Here is a 16703-nt window from a genome sequence, read left to right as displayed (position 1 = left end):
CTGAGTATTGCGCAAAACGGTGGTTTATCCGCTAAAATAATTTCCTATCATGGCAAACATTGCAGAATTAAAGTCGATTGCATCACAAGTGCGACGCGACATTGTCCGGCAGGTAGCTGATGCCCAATCCGGGCATCCAGGAGGATCCCTTGGCTGTGCCGACCTCCTTGTGGCCCTCTATTTTGAAGTAATGAAACACAACAACAACTTCAACATGAGTGGCGACCAAGAAGATATGTTCTATCTTTCTAATGGCCACATCTCTCCGGTTTGGTACAGCGTACTGGCCCGCAGTGGCTACTTCCCCGTAAAAGAACTGGCTACTTTTCGTAAACTGAATACGCGCCTCCAGGGGCACCCTACTACACACGAGGGCTTGCCAGGTGTACGTACGGCTTCAGGTTCGTTAGGACAAGGCCTCAGTGTAGCCATCGGGGCCGCACTTGCTAAAAAACTCAACAAGGACCCTCAGCTTGTTTTCTGCCTGATGGGCGACGGTGAGCAGGAGGAAGGGCAGGTTTGGGAAGCAGTAATGTTTGCACCACACAATAAAGTAGACAACCTCATTGCCATTGTGGACCGCAACAACCAGCAAATCGACGGTAGCCTCGACGAGGTACTTGACATGGGGGATCTGGGAGAAAAATACGCTGCCTTCGGCTGGGAAGTACTCCGCATGGACGGCAACAACATGGAAGAGGTAGTAGCCACCCTTAACAAAGCCAAAGCACTTGCCGGTAAAGGCAAACCTATCTTTATCGACATGAAAACCGAAATGGGTAAGGGCGTTGATTATATGGAAGGTACCCACAAGTGGCACGGAAAAGCACCGGATGCCGAACTGACCGCCAAAGCCATGGCCCAGTTGGAAGAAACCTTAGGGGACTATTAATTCATGCTCAAGTTACTACGTGCCCAGGCGCGTTAAACCTAATATCAAACAATCATGCTCGATAATATAGTAAGCACCGGTAAAAAAGCAACCCGAGATGGGTTTGGTGCCGGTATTGATGCCATTTCTGGCGACAACGAACAACTCGTCGTCCTGACTGCGGACTTGGCGGGATCTTTAAAAATTGAAAACTTCATCGCTGATCACCCCGAGCGGTATTTCCAGGTAGGTATTGCAGAGGCTAATATGATGTGTATTGCCGCTGGTTTGGCCAACGGTGGTAAGATTCCTTACACCACCACTTTTGCCAACTTCTCAACGGGTCGGGTTTACGATCAGATTCGTCAGTCGATAGCTTACAGCCACAAGAATGTCAAGATTTGTGCTAGCCATGCGGGTCTTACTTTGGGGGAAGATGGTGCTACCCATCAGATACTGGAAGACATTGGGATGATGCGTATGCTGCCCGGAATGACGGTGATCAATCCTTGTGACTACCACCAGACCAAAGCAGCAACGATGGCTATTGCGGATCATCACGGCCCCGTGTACCTGCGTTTTGGTCGCCCTAGTTGGCCGATGTTTACCGAAAATATGCCTTTTGAAATTGGCAAAGCCTTGCACATGGCCGAAGGTTCGGACATCTCCATCTTCGCTACAGGGCACATGGTTTGGCAGGCCGTTGAAGCGGCTAAGGAACTGGCCAAAGAAGGTATCAGCGTTGACTTAATCAACATCCATACCATCAAACCACTGGATGAAGAAGCCATCTTAGCATCAGTCAAAAAAACAGGCTGTGCCGTCAGTTGTGAAGAACACAACCGCATGGGTGGCCTCGGTGACGCTATTGCTCAGGTACTGACGAGCAAGCACCCTGTTCCGCAGGAATTCGTGGCCGTCAATGATTCCTTCGGCGAAAGCGGTACGCCAGCCGAATTGCTAGACAAATATGGTCTCAGTGTAGCCGATGTGGTGAAGGCGGCCAAGCGTGCACTTGCGCGGAAATAAGATGTGTGGAGACACGACGCGTCGCGATTCCAAATCCATGAAACAGGTAGAGAAGCAATAAATGGCATCTTTACCTGTTTTTTTTGTAAGATGGGCTCCCATCACAATATTGATTATACCTGAACCTCTTCCAAAATGGCCTCAATACACTATAAAAAATCGACCTTTTTTTTGAGCTGCCTTTTTTTCGCCTTTTCCCTCGCAGCGCAAACCACTGTCACTTACACCAGCTCGTCCCTTGACTTTCCCAATCCGGAGCGGGGTTTCTATTATCCGACCAATTCCGACGATGGGCTCCTCGATGAAGGTGGTATTGCCGGTTTGCGAAACGAGTTTACCCCCTGGAATGGCAATTACCAGGTGCATAGCACTTTGGTCTATCGGTATTTTATGCTCACGGACTTTGTGGATGCGCCTATCTCCGCAACCTTTCTGGACGATATGCAGACGGACTTCAATACCGTTCGTAATGCTGGCGCAAAACTGATTGTGCGCTTTTCCTACACCAATGATTATACTGAAATGCCCTCTTATGGTGATGCCAGCAAAACCAGGATACTTGGTCATATTGCCCAGTTGGCACCCTTGCTTTCCAGCAATACAGATATTATCGCGACTGTTCAATTGGGTTTTATTGGCATTTACGGCGAGGGTTACTACACCGATTACTTTGGTGATGCTTCCGGAGCAGGAGCAGGCTATCTGGATGCTCAAAATTGGGATGATCGTGCGGAGATCATCACCGCCCTGCTGGCTGCTCTTCCTCAAAACAGGATGATTCAGGTGCGCTATCCACAACAAAAACAAAAGTTTGTCTACGGTAATACCGCTCCCACCAACAGTGCCCCAAGCGGGGGCAGGATCGGGTTTCATAATGACTGTTTTTTAGCCAGTAATACAGATTTTGGCACTTTTACCAATTACGATCAATGGTCAGCGGCCCACGCCACCATGGTGACGGACTTGAGGACGTATAAAGCTCAGGATTCACAGGCGGTCGTAGTGGGGGGAGAAACCTGTGCGGCCAATGTAGATATCGCTGGCGATGAGCAATGCAGTGCCGATGGCGGCCGCGCAGATACCGATCTGGCGCTTTTCCATTATTCTTTCCTCAATTCTGATTACAACAACGCCGCCGTCAACAACCAATGGACAGGCGTTTGCCTGGACGAAATCAAACGAAAATTGGGCTATCGTTTTGTGCTGCAATCAGGCAATTTCCCGGCAGAAGCACAACCTGGTCAGCAGATAACACTCAACCTGAGTGTCACGAATGAAGGTTATGCCGCTCCCTACAATCCTCGCGGGGTGGAGTACATTTTGCTTAATACGGCTACTAGCGATCGGTATTATGCAGCTCCCAGTAGTAATCCCCAGCAATGGCAGCCCGGAACGACCACCAATCTGGATCAGACTTTTTGCTTACCAGCCGATATGCCATTGGGACAATATGAACTCTTGCTCCATTTACCTGATCCCGAACCCACCCTTTACGGAAACCCAGACTATTCTATCCGTCTTGCGAATATCCTCCCAAACTCCGACGATGTGTGGGAAAGCAGCACTGGTTTTAATCAACTTGGGCATACCATTACGGTAAACAATACTGCGGCAGGATCAGCTTGTGCGGGTTCCACGACCTTTAGTAGCCTATCGCCCTTACCCGTTACCTGGCTCAACTTTAGCGCTTTAGCTACCGACAAAACCAGTAGGCTCTATTGGAAAGTGGGAGAAGAAGACAGCAACCGGGGTTTTCAGGTAGAACGCAGCACCAACGGCCAAGATTTCGCGACCATCGGCTGGGTAGACAGCGACTTGACCAATGGTGGCAATTATCAATATACCGATCACGGCCCTTTTTATGAACCAAACTATTTCTATCGCCTCAAGCAAATAGATTGGGATGGCCGCTATAGTTATTCCGTTATTCGCTCGGTAAACACACCTGCCCCTATTGCCAAACTAACCGTATTTCCTAACCCTAGCAACGGTATTTTTTATCTTGAGAGTACCCAATTACAGCTTGCCCTGGTAGAAATTTTTGATAGTAAAGGGCAGCGAGTTTGGCGGCAAAACCACAATTTTGAGGAAACGCGCTTACCCTTGAGCCTGAACTTGGCGCCTGGTTTGTATTTCGTCCGCTGTAGCGATGCGGAACACCAAGAGCTTGTCAGCGTAGTGGTGGAGTAAAGGGGGAGATTGCGTTTTTCACAGAGGGGGAGATGCTCAATCGTATGATCGTATTGGTACGATCAGGCAGGGGCTAAATCGGAAGTCGGAAGTGGGGAGTCGGAAGTCGGAAGTATTAGGTTTACCTAGTGGCTTGCTCTTCTCCTGGTATTCGTGTGTCCGACTACTTCCGACCTCTGACCTCCTCCATATAGAGCTATCGGGATCCGACTTTGATGCTAATCGTATGATCGTATTGGTACGATCAGGCAGGGGCTAAATCGGAAGTCGGAAGTCGGAAGTGGGAAGTCGGAAGTATTAGGTTTACCTAGTGGATTGCTCTCCTCTTGGTCCTTGTGTGTCCCACTACTTCCGACCTCTGACCTCCTCCCGATAGATCTATCGGGATCCGACTTTGATGCTAATCGTATGATCGTATTGGTACGATCAGGTGGAAGCCCATTCGTATAAATACATTCATGCATTGACACGACGGAAGTGCGCAGGCCAGAGGTCAAAGTACGGAACCCGGGACGAACCGTGGACAAGGGATAGACGCGGTTTCGCTCCATAGAATTGGGTTTGAAACCCGATTCTATGGAGCGGAAAGAGCAGATAGCCCGGTGCCTTCTCCCGTCCCGACTAGAAAGGTAGGGACGGTAGAAGGCATGGCCCCTAATAAAGACGAAGGCTCACATTACCTCATAGCAATGTAAACTTATCCAACTTCTCATTAAAAATCTAATCCAATCCCCTTACCTTTGCGGCCTCATTGCAAGATTCCTAACCATTAGAACCTATCCGCAAGATGAAATTCGGAACGAAGTGCATTCACGCTGGTCTTTCTCCTGATCCTGCCACAGGGGCAGTGATGACTCCTATTTACCAAACTTCTACCTACGCACAGGAAGAGCCCGGCAAGCACAAAGGCTTTGAGTACGCCCGTACCCAGAACCCTACCCGCTCGGCCTTGGAGCGCAACCTGGCTCGTCTGGAGAACGGTAAGCACGCCATAGCTTTTAGCAGTGGACTGGCTGCGATGGATGCTGTGATGCGACTTTTGGAACCTGGTGATGAAATCATTGCTACGAGTGATTTGTACGGCGGATCTTACCGACAAATGGTGAAAGTACACCAGCGCTACGGCATCAAAGCACACTTTGTTGATCTGGCCAACATGGATAAACTCCAAAAGCAGATCAACAAAAATACCAAGCTCATCTGGATTGAAACGCCTACCAACCCCATGCTGAAGCTGGTAGACATTGAAACCGTGACGGCCATTGCCAAAGTCAAGGGGATCATGACTTGTGTAGATAACACTTTTGCCAGCCCGGTGCTACAAAATCCACTGGACATGGGTGCGGATATCGTTCTCCACTCGGCAACCAAATACCTTGGTGGCCATAGCGATGTGGTGATGGGTGCGGTGATTGTGAACAAGGACAAAATTGCCGAGCAGTTGTATTTTTTACAAAATGCCGTTGGTGCAGTACCTGGCCCACAAGATTGTTTCCTGATGTTGCGGGGTATAAAAACACTGCATTTACGGGTAGAGCGTTCGTGCAAGAATGCTCGGAAAATAGCCAAATACCTGGTGGCTCATCCCAAGGTAGGTAAGGTGTACTACCCTGGCCTGAAAGACCACCCCCAGCACGAACTCGCCAAGCGGCAGATGAAAGACTTCGGGGGCATGGTTTCGTTTGATTTCCCCAAGGGTACCTTTGAAACCGCCAATAAAGTGCTGGCCAACACCCGGTATTTTACCCTGGCCGAAAGCCTGGGTGGTGTTGAAAGCCTTATTGGGCATCCCGCTAGTATGACCCACGCTTCGATACCGAAAGCCGAGCGCCTCAAGGTAGGCCTTACCGACAGCCTCATTCGCCTCAGCATAGGAATAGAAGATGTAGACGACCTGATCGCTGATTTGGAGGAAGCGTTTCGCAATGTGTAGCCTTGTTTCATCGGGACATTTTTTTAAATAATCCCGCGGAAGATTGTAACTTCCGACGATGAAAAACACGGTGGATCTCCGATTTTTTTGCTTAGGAATATTGCTCGCTGGTGTGGGCTGCTTGTGGGGCCAACCTACAGATAGTTTATTCCTGCACTTCGACCAGCTCTCTGACCGAGAGCTGGTCGAACGCGTCAATGAACAATGGTACCAACTATATAGCAAAGACTTCGACGAGGCTGAAGCACTCGGGGAGCGGGCATTAGCCATCTGTGAAAAGGCGGGCTACGATACCCTGGCAGCCGCCACCCTCAAAAACCTGGGTATCGTCTCTTATTCCCAAGGCAATTACGAAGCGTCCCTCGACTATTACCAACGATCGTTGGATGCCTACAAGCGCCTCAATGACGCCAGCGGCCAGGGGAGGGTACTCAACGAGTTGGCCATCTTCGCCTCTAAAAACCAACAACCGGAAAAAGCCTTCAGTTACCTCGACCAAGCTTTTCAACTGTGTGGGCAGGCCCATGATAGTATTTGCTTCATCACTTCCCTCGATAATCGTGGGTTGTTGCACCTGCGCCGCGGCCAACTCGATCCCGCCGACAGTCTCTTTAAAATAGTATGGCGCTTGCGACAAAGCATTCGCGACAGCATTGGCCTTGGCTACGTACTTGCCAACCTTGCCACGGTAGCTACCGAACGCCAGCAATTCGAGGAAGCCGTCGACTTTCTTCAGCAATCGACAACGATCCGACAATCTATCAACGACCGGCAAGGGGTTGCGGTCAATATCAATAACCTGGGCGAAATCCTGCTCCTGGCGGGCAAGCCCCAAGAGGCTATTTTACCCTTCAAGGAAAGCTTACAAAAAAGCAGGGCACTGGCCTTCGATGACCTTAGCCGCCATACCATGCTACAACTTACTACGGCTTATTCCCAGTTGGGCCAATACCAGGATGCCCTTCACTGGCAGCAGCAGGCACACAATCTTCAAGACAGCCTCTTCAATGGAGAAAGGACGGCACAGATCGCCGAAATGCAAGAAAAATACGCCGCCGTACAACGCGAAGAAGCGCTGACGCGTGAAAAACTGCGCGTCCGGCAACGTACCTCGGCCGTTATTTTGCTGGGGCTCAGCAGTATCCTTCTGGCCATCTCCCTCATCTTTGTTTACTATCGTCAGCAACAAACAAGGCAGGCCAACCAGCTCCGGGAACAACTCCTCCGCTCGGAAAGCGACAACCGTTTACGGGAAGACCGCCTACGTATTTCCCGCGACCTCCATGATCACCTGGGGGCCGAGCTCACCCTCATTGGGGAGGCCCTGGGGCAGCAGGCGCAACAGAGCCCTACTCCTGTTCAACAGGCAGCACTGGAAGAAATTCGCCAGGATACTCGTAAGGTGATGTCTGAATTGCGCGAAACCATTTGGGCTATCCGAGCCGAGGAAGATACCATCCCCGGCTTGGCCGTGCGACTACGCGGCTACGCCAGCCGCCTTTCCGACACCTGCACCCTGCACTTGTTCTGGTCGCCGGAATTAGCTGACAGCCGCCTGCGGTCTTCCTATCTACTACATCTTTTTCGGATTGCCCAGGAAAGCATCAACAACGCTATCCGGCACGGGCAGGCCAATGAAATATCCCTCCGGTTCACCCAGCAACCTGCCCTCACCATGGAGATTACCGACAACGGATCGGGGTTTGACCCTGAAAGTGCTTCTACTGGCTATGGGCTCCCCAATATGCAGGAACGAGCCAAAGAGATGGGTGCTACTTTTCAAATGACCTCCTCTGCCGATGGTACGAGCATCAAGGTGATCATGCCCGCCGAGAATACGTAATTGTCCGTATTGTGAAACGCGCTAAAATGGCTAGTTTTGTTGTAGAATAATCGTACGCCATGCAACCGCTTATCCATGTTCATCTCGCAGAAGATATTCCTCGTCTCGCCACGCTCCTGAAAAGTAAACTGGCCCAAGACGAAACCTTTTACGTGACCGGGCACGCCCTCGATGGAGAGCAGTTGCTCACACAGTTGGCTAGCTTGCCCTCCTTGCCGCATGTGGTCTTGATGGACATCAAAATGCCGCGACTCGATGGTATTGCAACCACCAGCCGCCTCAAAGCCCGGCATCCACAGGTAAAAATCATCATGACCACCGTCTTCGACGACGATGATCACATTTTTAAGGCCATCCTCGCTGGTGCCGATGGCTACTTGCTCAAAGATGCCGAACCCGAGCAGCTTCACCGCAGTATTCGCGAGGCACTCACGGGTGGCGCGCCCATGTCTCCTTCCGTCGCTCGGCGAGCCCTTTTGTTATTGCGCCAAGCACCCACTCCTCTTACCCCCACGACTACGACAACAACTACCGACCTGAGTCTTCGCGAGCAGGAAATCCTCGAACACCTGAGCCTAGGTCTGCGCTACCGTGAGATTGCCGCCAACCTGCACCTCAGCGAAGGTACTATCCGCAAACACATCGAAAATATCTACCGCAAGCTACAAGTCCACAACAAAATCGCCGCCATCGACAAGGGGCGTGACCTGGGGATTATTGGGTGAGGTTTGCATCACAGTACTTGGTACCTGGTACTTAGTACCTCCTTTAGGCCGCTGGCCGCATTCGCACCAAAAACTACGCAGTTTATCGTATTCCATCATCTAATTTCAATACCGACCTTAGCGTTAATAAAAGGTCTATCACTATTGCTGAGTAAAGTTGCCTTGAGCCAGGTTGCGCGGGCTTTATTCTGCACTTATAGAACGAAGACTACTAGTTGCGGGCTAAAGCCACGCGCAACCTGATTTGTCATCAAATTTGATAGCCTACCCTATACCAAGTACCTCGTACTTAACACCCTGTACAGGAAAGTTTGATTTGATTACCAATGATTTAGCATCGACCCCCCATCAAACCTGACTAAATTATCATCCCATGCGACACTTTATTCTAACCTTGACATGTTTTGTTGTGATACTCCCCCTGGGGGCTCAGCCCGGCGGGCTGGGCCTCAATTTTGATGTTCCCAGTTACCGGGGCACGCCCTATAAGATGAAGCTGGCCAGCACCAGCTATCAAAGCCTGCCGGCCAAAGCCAGTCTTGAAGCTTACGCTCCAACGCCAGGAGACCAAGGCAATTATAGTACTTGTACCGCCTTTGCTACGGCCTATCATTTGCGCACCATACTGTTGGCCAGGCAACTCAATGAAACCGACAAGCGTAAAATCGACCAGCTCGTACTTTCTCCCAGTTTTGTTTACGAGCAAATCAAAGACGCCGGAGATGATACCTGCGCCGGAGGTTCTAACCCCGTAATGGCCCTGGAGTTGCTCAAGACCGTAGGTGTGGCGACCAACCAGACCATGCCTTATCAGTGTGCTGCCCCCCTGAGTCGTGATGCCCTCTTGGAAGCTCCCACATTCACCATCAGTGATTACCAAATTTTGTTTTTACCCGATGATGCCGACGCCCTTTTTCGGATCAATGCTACTAAAAAATCGCTGGCCGAAGGGTTCCCCGTATTACTAGCCATGATCGTTCCCGAAAGCTTTTACAGTCCTGCCAAAATTTGGATACCCGCGGCCAGCGATAGTGGCCCCAGTGGTGATCACGGCCGCCACGCCATGTGTATTGTTGGTTATGATGATACCGTTGGAGGAGGTGCTTTCCGCGTACTCAACAGCTGGGGCCCAGATTGGTGTGATGGTGGCTACGTATGGATCAGGTACCAGGATTATGCCACCTGGGCACTAGGTGCATTGCAAGCCTACCCCCGCGCTGCGGCACCCGCACCCAGTCCTACACCTACGCCCAGTCCTGCTCCTGCACCGGTCAACAACTTTTCCGGTGCCATCCGTTTTGAACAAAATACGGGTCAGGCCATGCCACTCAGTCGGGTCTCAACGCGCAACCTTTTTGTGGAAGAAGAAAACGCCGGGACCGAGGCCCTCGTGGCTTATCGTATGAACAGTGCCTACCCTTCCGGCACGCGCTTCCGTTTCTACCTGACCGCCAACAACGAAAGCTACATCTATGCCTTCGCTACCGACCAAACCCAGAAAATCAACAAAATACTGCCTTACGACGACGGCATGTCTCCTCATATCGGTCCCAATTCCACCGTAGCTTTCCCCAGCGACACCAAAGTCATCCGCATGGACAACCAGCCAGGCACCGACTACCTGCTTGTCCTTTTTAGTAAAGAACCATTGAACGTTGCTCAAATCCAGCGCACAATGGAAGGCACGGCGGGTAGCCTGACGGCAAAAATCAGGGCTGCTTTGGGAAGTAAACTCAGCGACCCGGCACTGGTAGATTATCAAGCCGGGGGAGCTTCCTTTGTGCTGCCGCCAACGACTGCGGGGAGTGTGGTACCGTTGATGGTGGAGATCGAGCATCAGTAGCTAATGTTAAAGTAAGAGGCTACGCTGTTTGCAGTACACGTAGCTTGGGCTTCAGCCCGAACGTGCAATTCACAATCGGGCTGAAGCCCAATCTACACTAACTACCGATAAATTTTCTCTATGAATTCCCTATCAAAGTTATCCTCGAATTACTTGCGTGCCTTACCAGCAACATCCTCCAAGCAAGCATCTGAAATCGGGTTTACACTACTCATTTTGGCCTTTTTTTTCGCTTCCTTCTCGCTGACGGCCCAAAGTACAACCCGCCTGCTGGTACCATCGGGACATGTGAAGGATATCAGCCAGGTGGTCATCAGCCCCGACGGGCGGTTGGTAGCTTCAGGGAGTTTTGACCAGTCTTGTAAAATTTATGATCTCCCTACGGGCCGCGAATTACTTTCGCTGCCTACGGAGTCGAATATCCGTGCTTTGTCCTTTTCTGCGGACAGCCGCTACCTGGCAGTGGCTGCTTACTACCGGCTTTACATCATCGATATACAGCAACTTAAGGTCGTAAGAGAAATCAAGACCTGGCAAAATTACTCGCTGGCCTATCATCCTACCCAGCCTTATTTGTACTATACTACCCGCAAAGACCACAACTACAATGTGGACCCGCCCGTCGAATTTTGGCGGTTGGACAGCCCTACGGCTACTCCCCAGTCGACAGGCAGTTACCAACAGAAAGGAACGTCCACACTAGTCACTGCGGCCATCAGCTTTTCTTCCGATCAAAATCAATTGTTGCTGGCTTTGATGGACGGCAATGGTGTTTTGCTCAACCTCTCCACCAAAAGTACCCAGCTCCTAGCTGGTGCCCGTACTTTTTTGCCCAACGGCAACCTCTTTTACGCCAGTATCGCGAATCAGCAACTGACGATGGCCGCTAAGACCCTCACTGGGCAAAAAGTTTGGGAAAAGATTGTCCCTGCTTCAGACCTTGAACCTAGCTTGATCAATGCATTTGTCAGCAGAATCGGCTTTCTTCCCGCTCAGGAATTGTTTTATTGGGTTCCTAAAAAAGGGAGTATGGTTACGGGCAATTACCGCACTGGTGAGCTAGGTATGCGTACCATGCCCGATATACTCGGCACGGTGCTGGCCGCCGGAGCAGGACAACAGTTGGTAGCCGCTACCAATGCGCCATATCAGTTGGTACACTACAGCTTACCCGACCTAGCGGTACTGAAATATATTGGAGAACCTACTATCCGGCCCTATTCCATCAATACTGCCGCCAGTTTACAACAAGCGGGGATCATCGCCAGCCGCGGCAAAGCACTTTTGCTGACCTTGGGAAAGCCCAGTATTCAAATTACCCCAGTCCAAAAAGCCGTTGGTGGCAACACCGCAGCGCTCAGTCCGGATGGGCGTTTTATGGTGAGTGCCAACGAATTCAGCGATTTCCTTTTCTGGGTAGATCTTAGCGGTGATCGCATTCCGAGATCCATAAAACTCAGCTTTAAAAATGTCCGAGGACTCAGTTTTAGTGCCGATGGACGCCGCTTGGCAGTGGTGGGCCATAATGGTGCTGGTGTTTATGACACGCAGAACAAAACGTGGTTGTTTACCAAAAATCTACCCGCACCGGATTTCTATCAAGAACAATTTGCTTTTTCTGCCGACGGCCAACAATTGGTGCTTACCCAAAGAGGAACGGACCAGGGACAAGCTCCTAAACTCATCAACTACCATGTAGCTACCGGCCAAGTCAACTGGGAGCAACCAAGTCTTTACTTTGGCCAGTTGGCGTTTACCCCCGACGGACAGGGGCTTTTCGCAGCACAAAGTGTTCCTTTCAGACTGCATCAACTGGATGCAAAAACAGGGCGTTCGCTAACGGCAAAAGCAGTGGCGGGAGTAGAACTTGTAGGTAAATACGCATACAATACAGAACGCCAATTGTTGGCGATTACCGACGCTGAACGCAAGAAGATTCACCTGATTGACACCCGTAGTGCTAGCCAAACGCGCACGCTGCAGTTGTCCTCTCCCCGCTCCGGAGATTTTGCTTACCTGGACTTTATTGGTGACGACTTTCTACTCACGGCTGGTATCGACAATCGCACCCACTTGTGGGATGCGCGCAGTGGCCAACTCGTAGGTTCATTGATTCTTTATGAAACCAACAACGACTGGGCCCTGGTCACTCCCGATGGCCGCTTTGATGGCTCTTCGGGTGCGATCGCCAAGATGTCGTACGCCATTGGGCAAAAGGTCATTCCATTGGAACAACTTTATGAAGGTTTCTTTACGCCAGGTTTGGCTCGCCAGCTATTGGGGAGAGCCACCTCGCCAACACCTCCGGTAATTATCGACCGCATTCAGGAGCCGCCCAGCATCAGCATTCGTTACCATGAAGGCACCCGCAATTTGGTGGTTGAAGACGATGAAGCCATTGAGCAAATCAGCACCCAAGCTGAAAATGCTACACTACAACTTACCGCAAGTGCTCCGGGGGATCGGGTCACTGAAATACGTTTGTTCCACAATGGCAAACTGGTAAGTCAGGGGCAGCGTAACCTGCTGGTAGAAGATGATGTACCCACCAATAACCAAAAGACTTTTCAGGTAAAGTTGCTCCCCGGGGAGAACATTTTTTCGGCAGTAGCCGTCAATAGCCAGCGTACCGAAAGCGCAGCAGCGCGTTTGCAGGTCAATTATTCCCCCGTACAGCAACAGACGATAGCGCCTGCACAAGGAATTACCTTGCACCTGTTGACGATTGGCATCAACCAATACAAAAATCCACGCTATAACCTCAACTACGCCGCGGCCGATGCCGAAAGTTTTCGTGCCGCCCTGGTCAAAGGCATGATGCCCATTACCAGTCAGGTAAAAACCTACCAGTTGAGCGATGCTCAGGCCGACCGGGCAAACATCATTACCATCCTGGAACAGGTACAACAAGCAGCACGACCACAAGACATTTTCGTCTTTTACTACGCCGGGCACGGGGTGATGAACGAAGGCGCGCAGAAAGACTTCTACCTGGTTCCTTACGATGTGACGCAACTCTACGGCAATGACGAAGCGCTGGCACAACGCGGCATCTCCGCGCACGAGATGAAAGCCCTGGCCGCTAAAATTGCCGCCCAAAAGCAACTCTACATTCTGGATGCCTGCCAGAGTGCAGGAGCCTTGGAGGCATTGGCTACCCGCGGTGCTGCCGAAGAAAAAGCCATTGCCCAGCTGGCCCGCGCTACGGGTACCCATTGGCTGACATCTTCCGGATCGGAGCAGTTTGCGACGGAGTTTGACCAATTGGGGCACGGGGTATTCACCTATGCGCTCCTCCAGGGCCTTAGCGGCAAAGCCGATAGCGGCGACGGCCGCGTAACCGTCAATGAACTGAAAGCGTACCTCGAGACGCAGGTGCCAGAACTAACCCAGCAATACCGGGGGCTGCCGCAGTATCCGGCCAGTTATGGATTCGGGCAGGATTTCCCGTTGGGGGTTTGGCGTTGATGGGGGTATTTTTCCTACCTTTGGTGGACATAAAACTCCCTGAAAATGATCCGTAATCACCGCTCCGAACTGCTCTCCGACAACTGGTACATCCTCCGTAAACATACCTACGAGTTCCAACAACGCAACGGCGAATGGGTAGAGCAAGTGAGGGAAGCCTACGACCGCGGCAATGGCGCTGCTATTCTCCTGTACAACAAACAGCAGAGGACGGTGCTGCTCACCCGCCAGTTTCGCCTACCCACCTTCCTCAATGGCAACCCCGACGGGATGATGATTGAAGCCTGTGCCGGCCTCCTCGATGAAGCCGACCCCGCCGAATGTGTGCGCCGGGAAACGGAAGAAGAAACCGGCTACCGCATCCAGGAGGTAGAGAAAGTGCTGGAAGCATATATGTCGCCCGGGGCAGTCACGGAAATTTTGTACCTCTTTATCGGCGCCTACGAAACCCACCAAAAAGTGAGCGACGGCGGCGGCTTGGCTGAAGAAACCGAAGATATCGAAGTGTTGGAATATACCCTCGACCAAGCCATGGCGATGGTAAAATCCGGCGAAATCAAGGATGCGAAGACGATTATGTTGTTGCAGTATGCTAAGTTGAATGAGGTGGTTTAGGAGGAGATTATTGGCTGCTTGAAGTACTCCCCAGAAACTAAAAGAGCAAAATGCCCTTTTTACACTAAACATCATGGAAAAACCCCCATCACGGTGGAAAAACCTACCTGTGCGAGGGATGGGTAATAATCAGAAAATAACAATGAGAGTAATCACTACACTACTATTTTTATTGTTGACATTAACTTCCCTGATGGGGCAAGATGGTAATGATACGCTAAGATCCAAAACTGTTCTTTTCAAAATAACTAACCCACATTCCAATAAGACATCCTACCTTTTCGGAACCCATCATGCTTTTGGAAAATCATTTTTCGACTCCTTGACAAGGGCTAACCAAGCTTTAGCGTCCTGTGATTTATTGATAAAAGAAAATCTTAACATTCCAGGAGAGATGGCGGAGGATATTATTAACCGAAGGACAAGCAAAACCAATTGGGCTAAATATTTAAGCAATGAGGACTTGACTTTCATAAAAAACCTCTTTGCTACCAGCCCTACTGATTATAACAAGATAACACCAACGGAGATGTATGTTTTTCTAAACAGATATTTCAAACAGCAGGTATGTTTGAACAAAAGCGCTAGTGACACTTCGCTTTCTTTAGATGACTATATAAGTTCCAGAGCAATTGAACAAAATATAGCGCTCTACGGGCTTGAAACGACGGAAGAACAGATAGACCTAATTAATAAAGATGTTGAGGGAATGCCTCGAAAAAATCATAAAAGGAGACTTGCTAATATTATCGATAAAATTAGTACCAAAGATTCAAGTTACTGTGAAGAAACGAATTGGTATTCCAATATGGACATAGACCTTAAATACCATGAGCCTTGCAGGAATTCTCTTCTCCTAACCGACAGAAACAATAAATGGATGGGCGATATTAGAGATAAAATAGCAGCAAATAACTGCTTTATTGCCGTTGGATTAAGTCATTTAATGTATGAATGTGGATTGATAAACCAATTAAAGGAGCTTGGATATACCATTACACCAATAACAGTAAAATGAAAAAGAGAAGCCAAATTGTTTCCTTTCTACGGGAAATTGCCATCGTGGTCATTGGGGTATTAATTGCCGTTTCGGTAGGTAATTACAAAGAAAGGAAAGACAATGAGAGGTATATCGAACAGACGCTAGTAGCCATCGAAAACGAAATCAGGTTAAGCAACAACGAGGTAGATACCGTGCTAAAAAAGCATATCAAGCTTTTTGAAATACTTGAAGAAAAAATAGATAAAGGGGAGCAGACGCTCGGTGAATTGGTGGCAAATGCGGGAGGCTTTCAAGTCGCGTCCATCAAAAATGTAAGCTTAAGGTTTTTCGTTTCCAACAAAGCCGAATTACTTGATTTTAAGCTCATCTCGCAACTGTTGGATATTGAACAACAAACAAACCTGCTTTCAGATAAACTAAAAAGATTTGCGGATTTTGCCTACGAACACGTTAACGACAAAGAGGAAGAAGTCATGCTGAAATTCGCCTATCTCCTAGCGGATGTAATTGATGGGGAGCAGACGCTTTTGGGATCTTATTCGGATTTCTTAGCACTCGAAGAAAATAAGAAGTACTTGAAGGAGGGAACTCAATGAAAGCCCCCCTACTCCACCAAATACCCATAAGCCCGCAACAACTTCTGTAGCCGCTTGAAATCTTTGATCCGCACCAGGATGCGGTAACCTTCCGCCTTGCTGTAAAGATGTTTTTCATAAATAATTATAGTTTTATGTGATTTAATTCATAAAATATTATACTTTTTTGTGAATTAGTTCAAATGAACTCTAAAAAGAAAACTAACATATCGAAAACATTTACCGACCAGTATAAGGCTGAGGGCATCATCATTTCAAGAGACAACTTTAGAGATTTTGTCAAAATATAAATTCCCGCTACTTTACGAATGCCATTCAAAATGGCTTCTGAAGCCTGTGAAAATGCTGGCGAAGCGGTTAAAGACCATTTCGTTGGCATCACCAAGATGGTAAACTATGCGGTTCATTAATGCGATTTCCTTTGATGATAGTCATCTAGAAGATTCATCTACTGTAATTACCCTATCAATAAAAAAGCTCCTCACAAAGAAGTCCAGAAATACCGGAAAAATACTAACTTTTATGGGTAACCCAAATGGACGAAATGCGCTTTTCCAGTATAGACATTCTCGAACAGCTCCATCAAG

Annotated in this window: 11 protein-coding genes; all 11 read left to right on the top strand. The window is 49.4% G+C overall.

The features are described 5' to 3' along the window. The first annotated feature begins 49 nt into the window (after nucleotides 1-49). The 11 genes from AB0L18_RS14925 (at nucleotide 50) to AB0L18_RS14875 (ending at nucleotide 16116) form a co-directional block, all read left to right on the top strand. Entirely contained in the window at nucleotides 50-892 is an 843-nt protein-coding gene (locus AB0L18_RS14925; RefSeq protein ID WP_367388104.1) for a transketolase, read from the top strand. 54 nt (nucleotides 893-946) lie between these two features. Further along, nucleotides 947-1900, top strand: a complete 954-nt coding sequence (locus tag AB0L18_RS14920) for a transketolase family protein (RefSeq protein ID WP_367388103.1) — start codon at nucleotides 947-949, stop codon at nucleotides 1898-1900. A gap of 171 nt (nucleotides 1901-2071) precedes the next feature. Next, the gene (locus tag AB0L18_RS14915; RefSeq protein WP_367388102.1) at nucleotides 2072-4090 is read left to right on the top strand and encodes a DUF4832 domain-containing protein; all 2019 of its coding nucleotides are present in this window, start codon (nucleotides 2072-2074) and stop codon (nucleotides 4088-4090) included. A 787-nt stretch (nucleotides 4091-4877) separates the two neighbouring features. Beyond that, nucleotides 4878-6023 (top strand): cystathionine gamma-synthase, encoded by a 1146-nt coding sequence (locus AB0L18_RS14910; protein ID WP_367388101.1) that lies wholly within the window; start codon nucleotides 4878-4880, stop codon nucleotides 6021-6023. Between the two features lie 58 nt (nucleotides 6024-6081). Continuing rightward, nucleotides 6082-7866 (top strand): tetratricopeptide repeat protein, encoded by a 1785-nt coding sequence (locus tag AB0L18_RS14905; RefSeq protein ID WP_367388100.1) that lies wholly within the window; start codon nucleotides 6082-6084, stop codon nucleotides 7864-7866. A gap of 59 nt (nucleotides 7867-7925) precedes the next feature. Next, a complete protein-coding gene (locus AB0L18_RS14900) occupies nucleotides 7926-8591 on the top strand; it encodes a response regulator (RefSeq protein WP_367388099.1) in 666 nt (221 codons plus the stop codon). A gap of 373 nt (nucleotides 8592-8964) precedes the next feature. Next, nucleotides 8965-10434 (top strand): DUF4384 domain-containing protein, encoded by a 1470-nt coding sequence (locus AB0L18_RS14895; RefSeq protein WP_367388098.1) that lies wholly within the window; start codon nucleotides 8965-8967, stop codon nucleotides 10432-10434. 120 nt (nucleotides 10435-10554) lie between these two features. Beyond that, on the top strand, nucleotides 10555-13902 hold the full coding sequence (locus tag AB0L18_RS14890) for a caspase family protein (RefSeq protein ID WP_367388097.1): 3348 nt from the start codon (nucleotides 10555-10557) through the stop codon (nucleotides 13900-13902). Nucleotides 13903-13947: 45 nt separating this feature from the next. After that, nucleotides 13948-14517, top strand: coding sequence for an NUDIX domain-containing protein (locus AB0L18_RS14885; protein ID WP_367388096.1), 570 nt, complete (start codon nucleotides 13948-13950; stop codon nucleotides 14515-14517). Between the two features lie 118 nt (nucleotides 14518-14635). Continuing rightward, nucleotides 14636-15535, top strand: a complete 900-nt coding sequence (locus tag AB0L18_RS14880; protein ID WP_367388095.1) for a TraB/GumN family protein — start codon at nucleotides 14636-14638, stop codon at nucleotides 15533-15535. Continuing rightward, nucleotides 15532-16116, top strand: coding sequence for a hypothetical protein (locus tag AB0L18_RS14875; RefSeq protein ID WP_367388094.1), 585 nt, complete (start codon nucleotides 15532-15534; stop codon nucleotides 16114-16116). The genes AB0L18_RS14880 and AB0L18_RS14875 overlap by 4 nt, the downstream gene beginning before the upstream one ends. The last annotated feature ends 587 nt before the right edge of the window (nucleotides 16117-16703 follow it).

It is taken from the genome of Lewinella sp. LCG006 (genome assembly GCF_040784935.1).
In the GTDB taxonomy this organism is placed as follows: domain Bacteria; phylum Bacteroidota; class Bacteroidia; order Chitinophagales; family Saprospiraceae; genus Lewinella.
The sequence above is the reverse complement of the archived record's forward strand: the minus strand, read 5'-3'. Positions and strand labels throughout refer to the sequence as shown.

Excerpts from the sequence above, each read along its gene's own strand:
- AB0L18_RS14905 (WP_367388100.1), top strand. The coding sequence starts at position 6,082 with ATGAAAAACACGGTGGATCTCCGATTTTTTTGCTTAGGAATATTGCTC.
- AB0L18_RS14900 (WP_367388099.1), top strand. The coding sequence starts at position 7,926 with ATGCAACCGCTTATCCATGTTCATCTCGCAGAAGATATTCCTCGTCTC.
- AB0L18_RS14890 (WP_367388097.1), top strand. The coding sequence starts at position 10,555 with ATGAATTCCCTATCAAAGTTATCCTCGAATTACTTGCGTGCCTTACCA.
- AB0L18_RS14885 (WP_367388096.1), top strand. The coding sequence starts at position 13,948 with ATGATCCGTAATCACCGCTCCGAACTGCTCTCCGACAACTGGTACATC.
- AB0L18_RS14920 (WP_367388103.1), top strand. The coding sequence starts at position 947 with ATGCTCGATAATATAGTAAGCACCGGTAAAAAAGCAACCCGAGATGGG.
- AB0L18_RS14880 (WP_367388095.1), top strand. The coding sequence starts at position 14,636 with ATGGGTAATAATCAGAAAATAACAATGAGAGTAATCACTACACTACTA.
- AB0L18_RS14925 (WP_367388104.1), top strand. The coding sequence starts at position 50 with ATGGCAAACATTGCAGAATTAAAGTCGATTGCATCACAAGTGCGACGC.
- AB0L18_RS14875 (WP_367388094.1), top strand. The coding sequence starts at position 15,532 with ATGAAAAAGAGAAGCCAAATTGTTTCCTTTCTACGGGAAATTGCCATC.
- AB0L18_RS14910 (WP_367388101.1), top strand. The coding sequence starts at position 4,878 with ATGAAATTCGGAACGAAGTGCATTCACGCTGGTCTTTCTCCTGATCCT.
- AB0L18_RS14895 (WP_367388098.1), top strand. The coding sequence starts at position 8,965 with ATGCGACACTTTATTCTAACCTTGACATGTTTTGTTGTGATACTCCCC.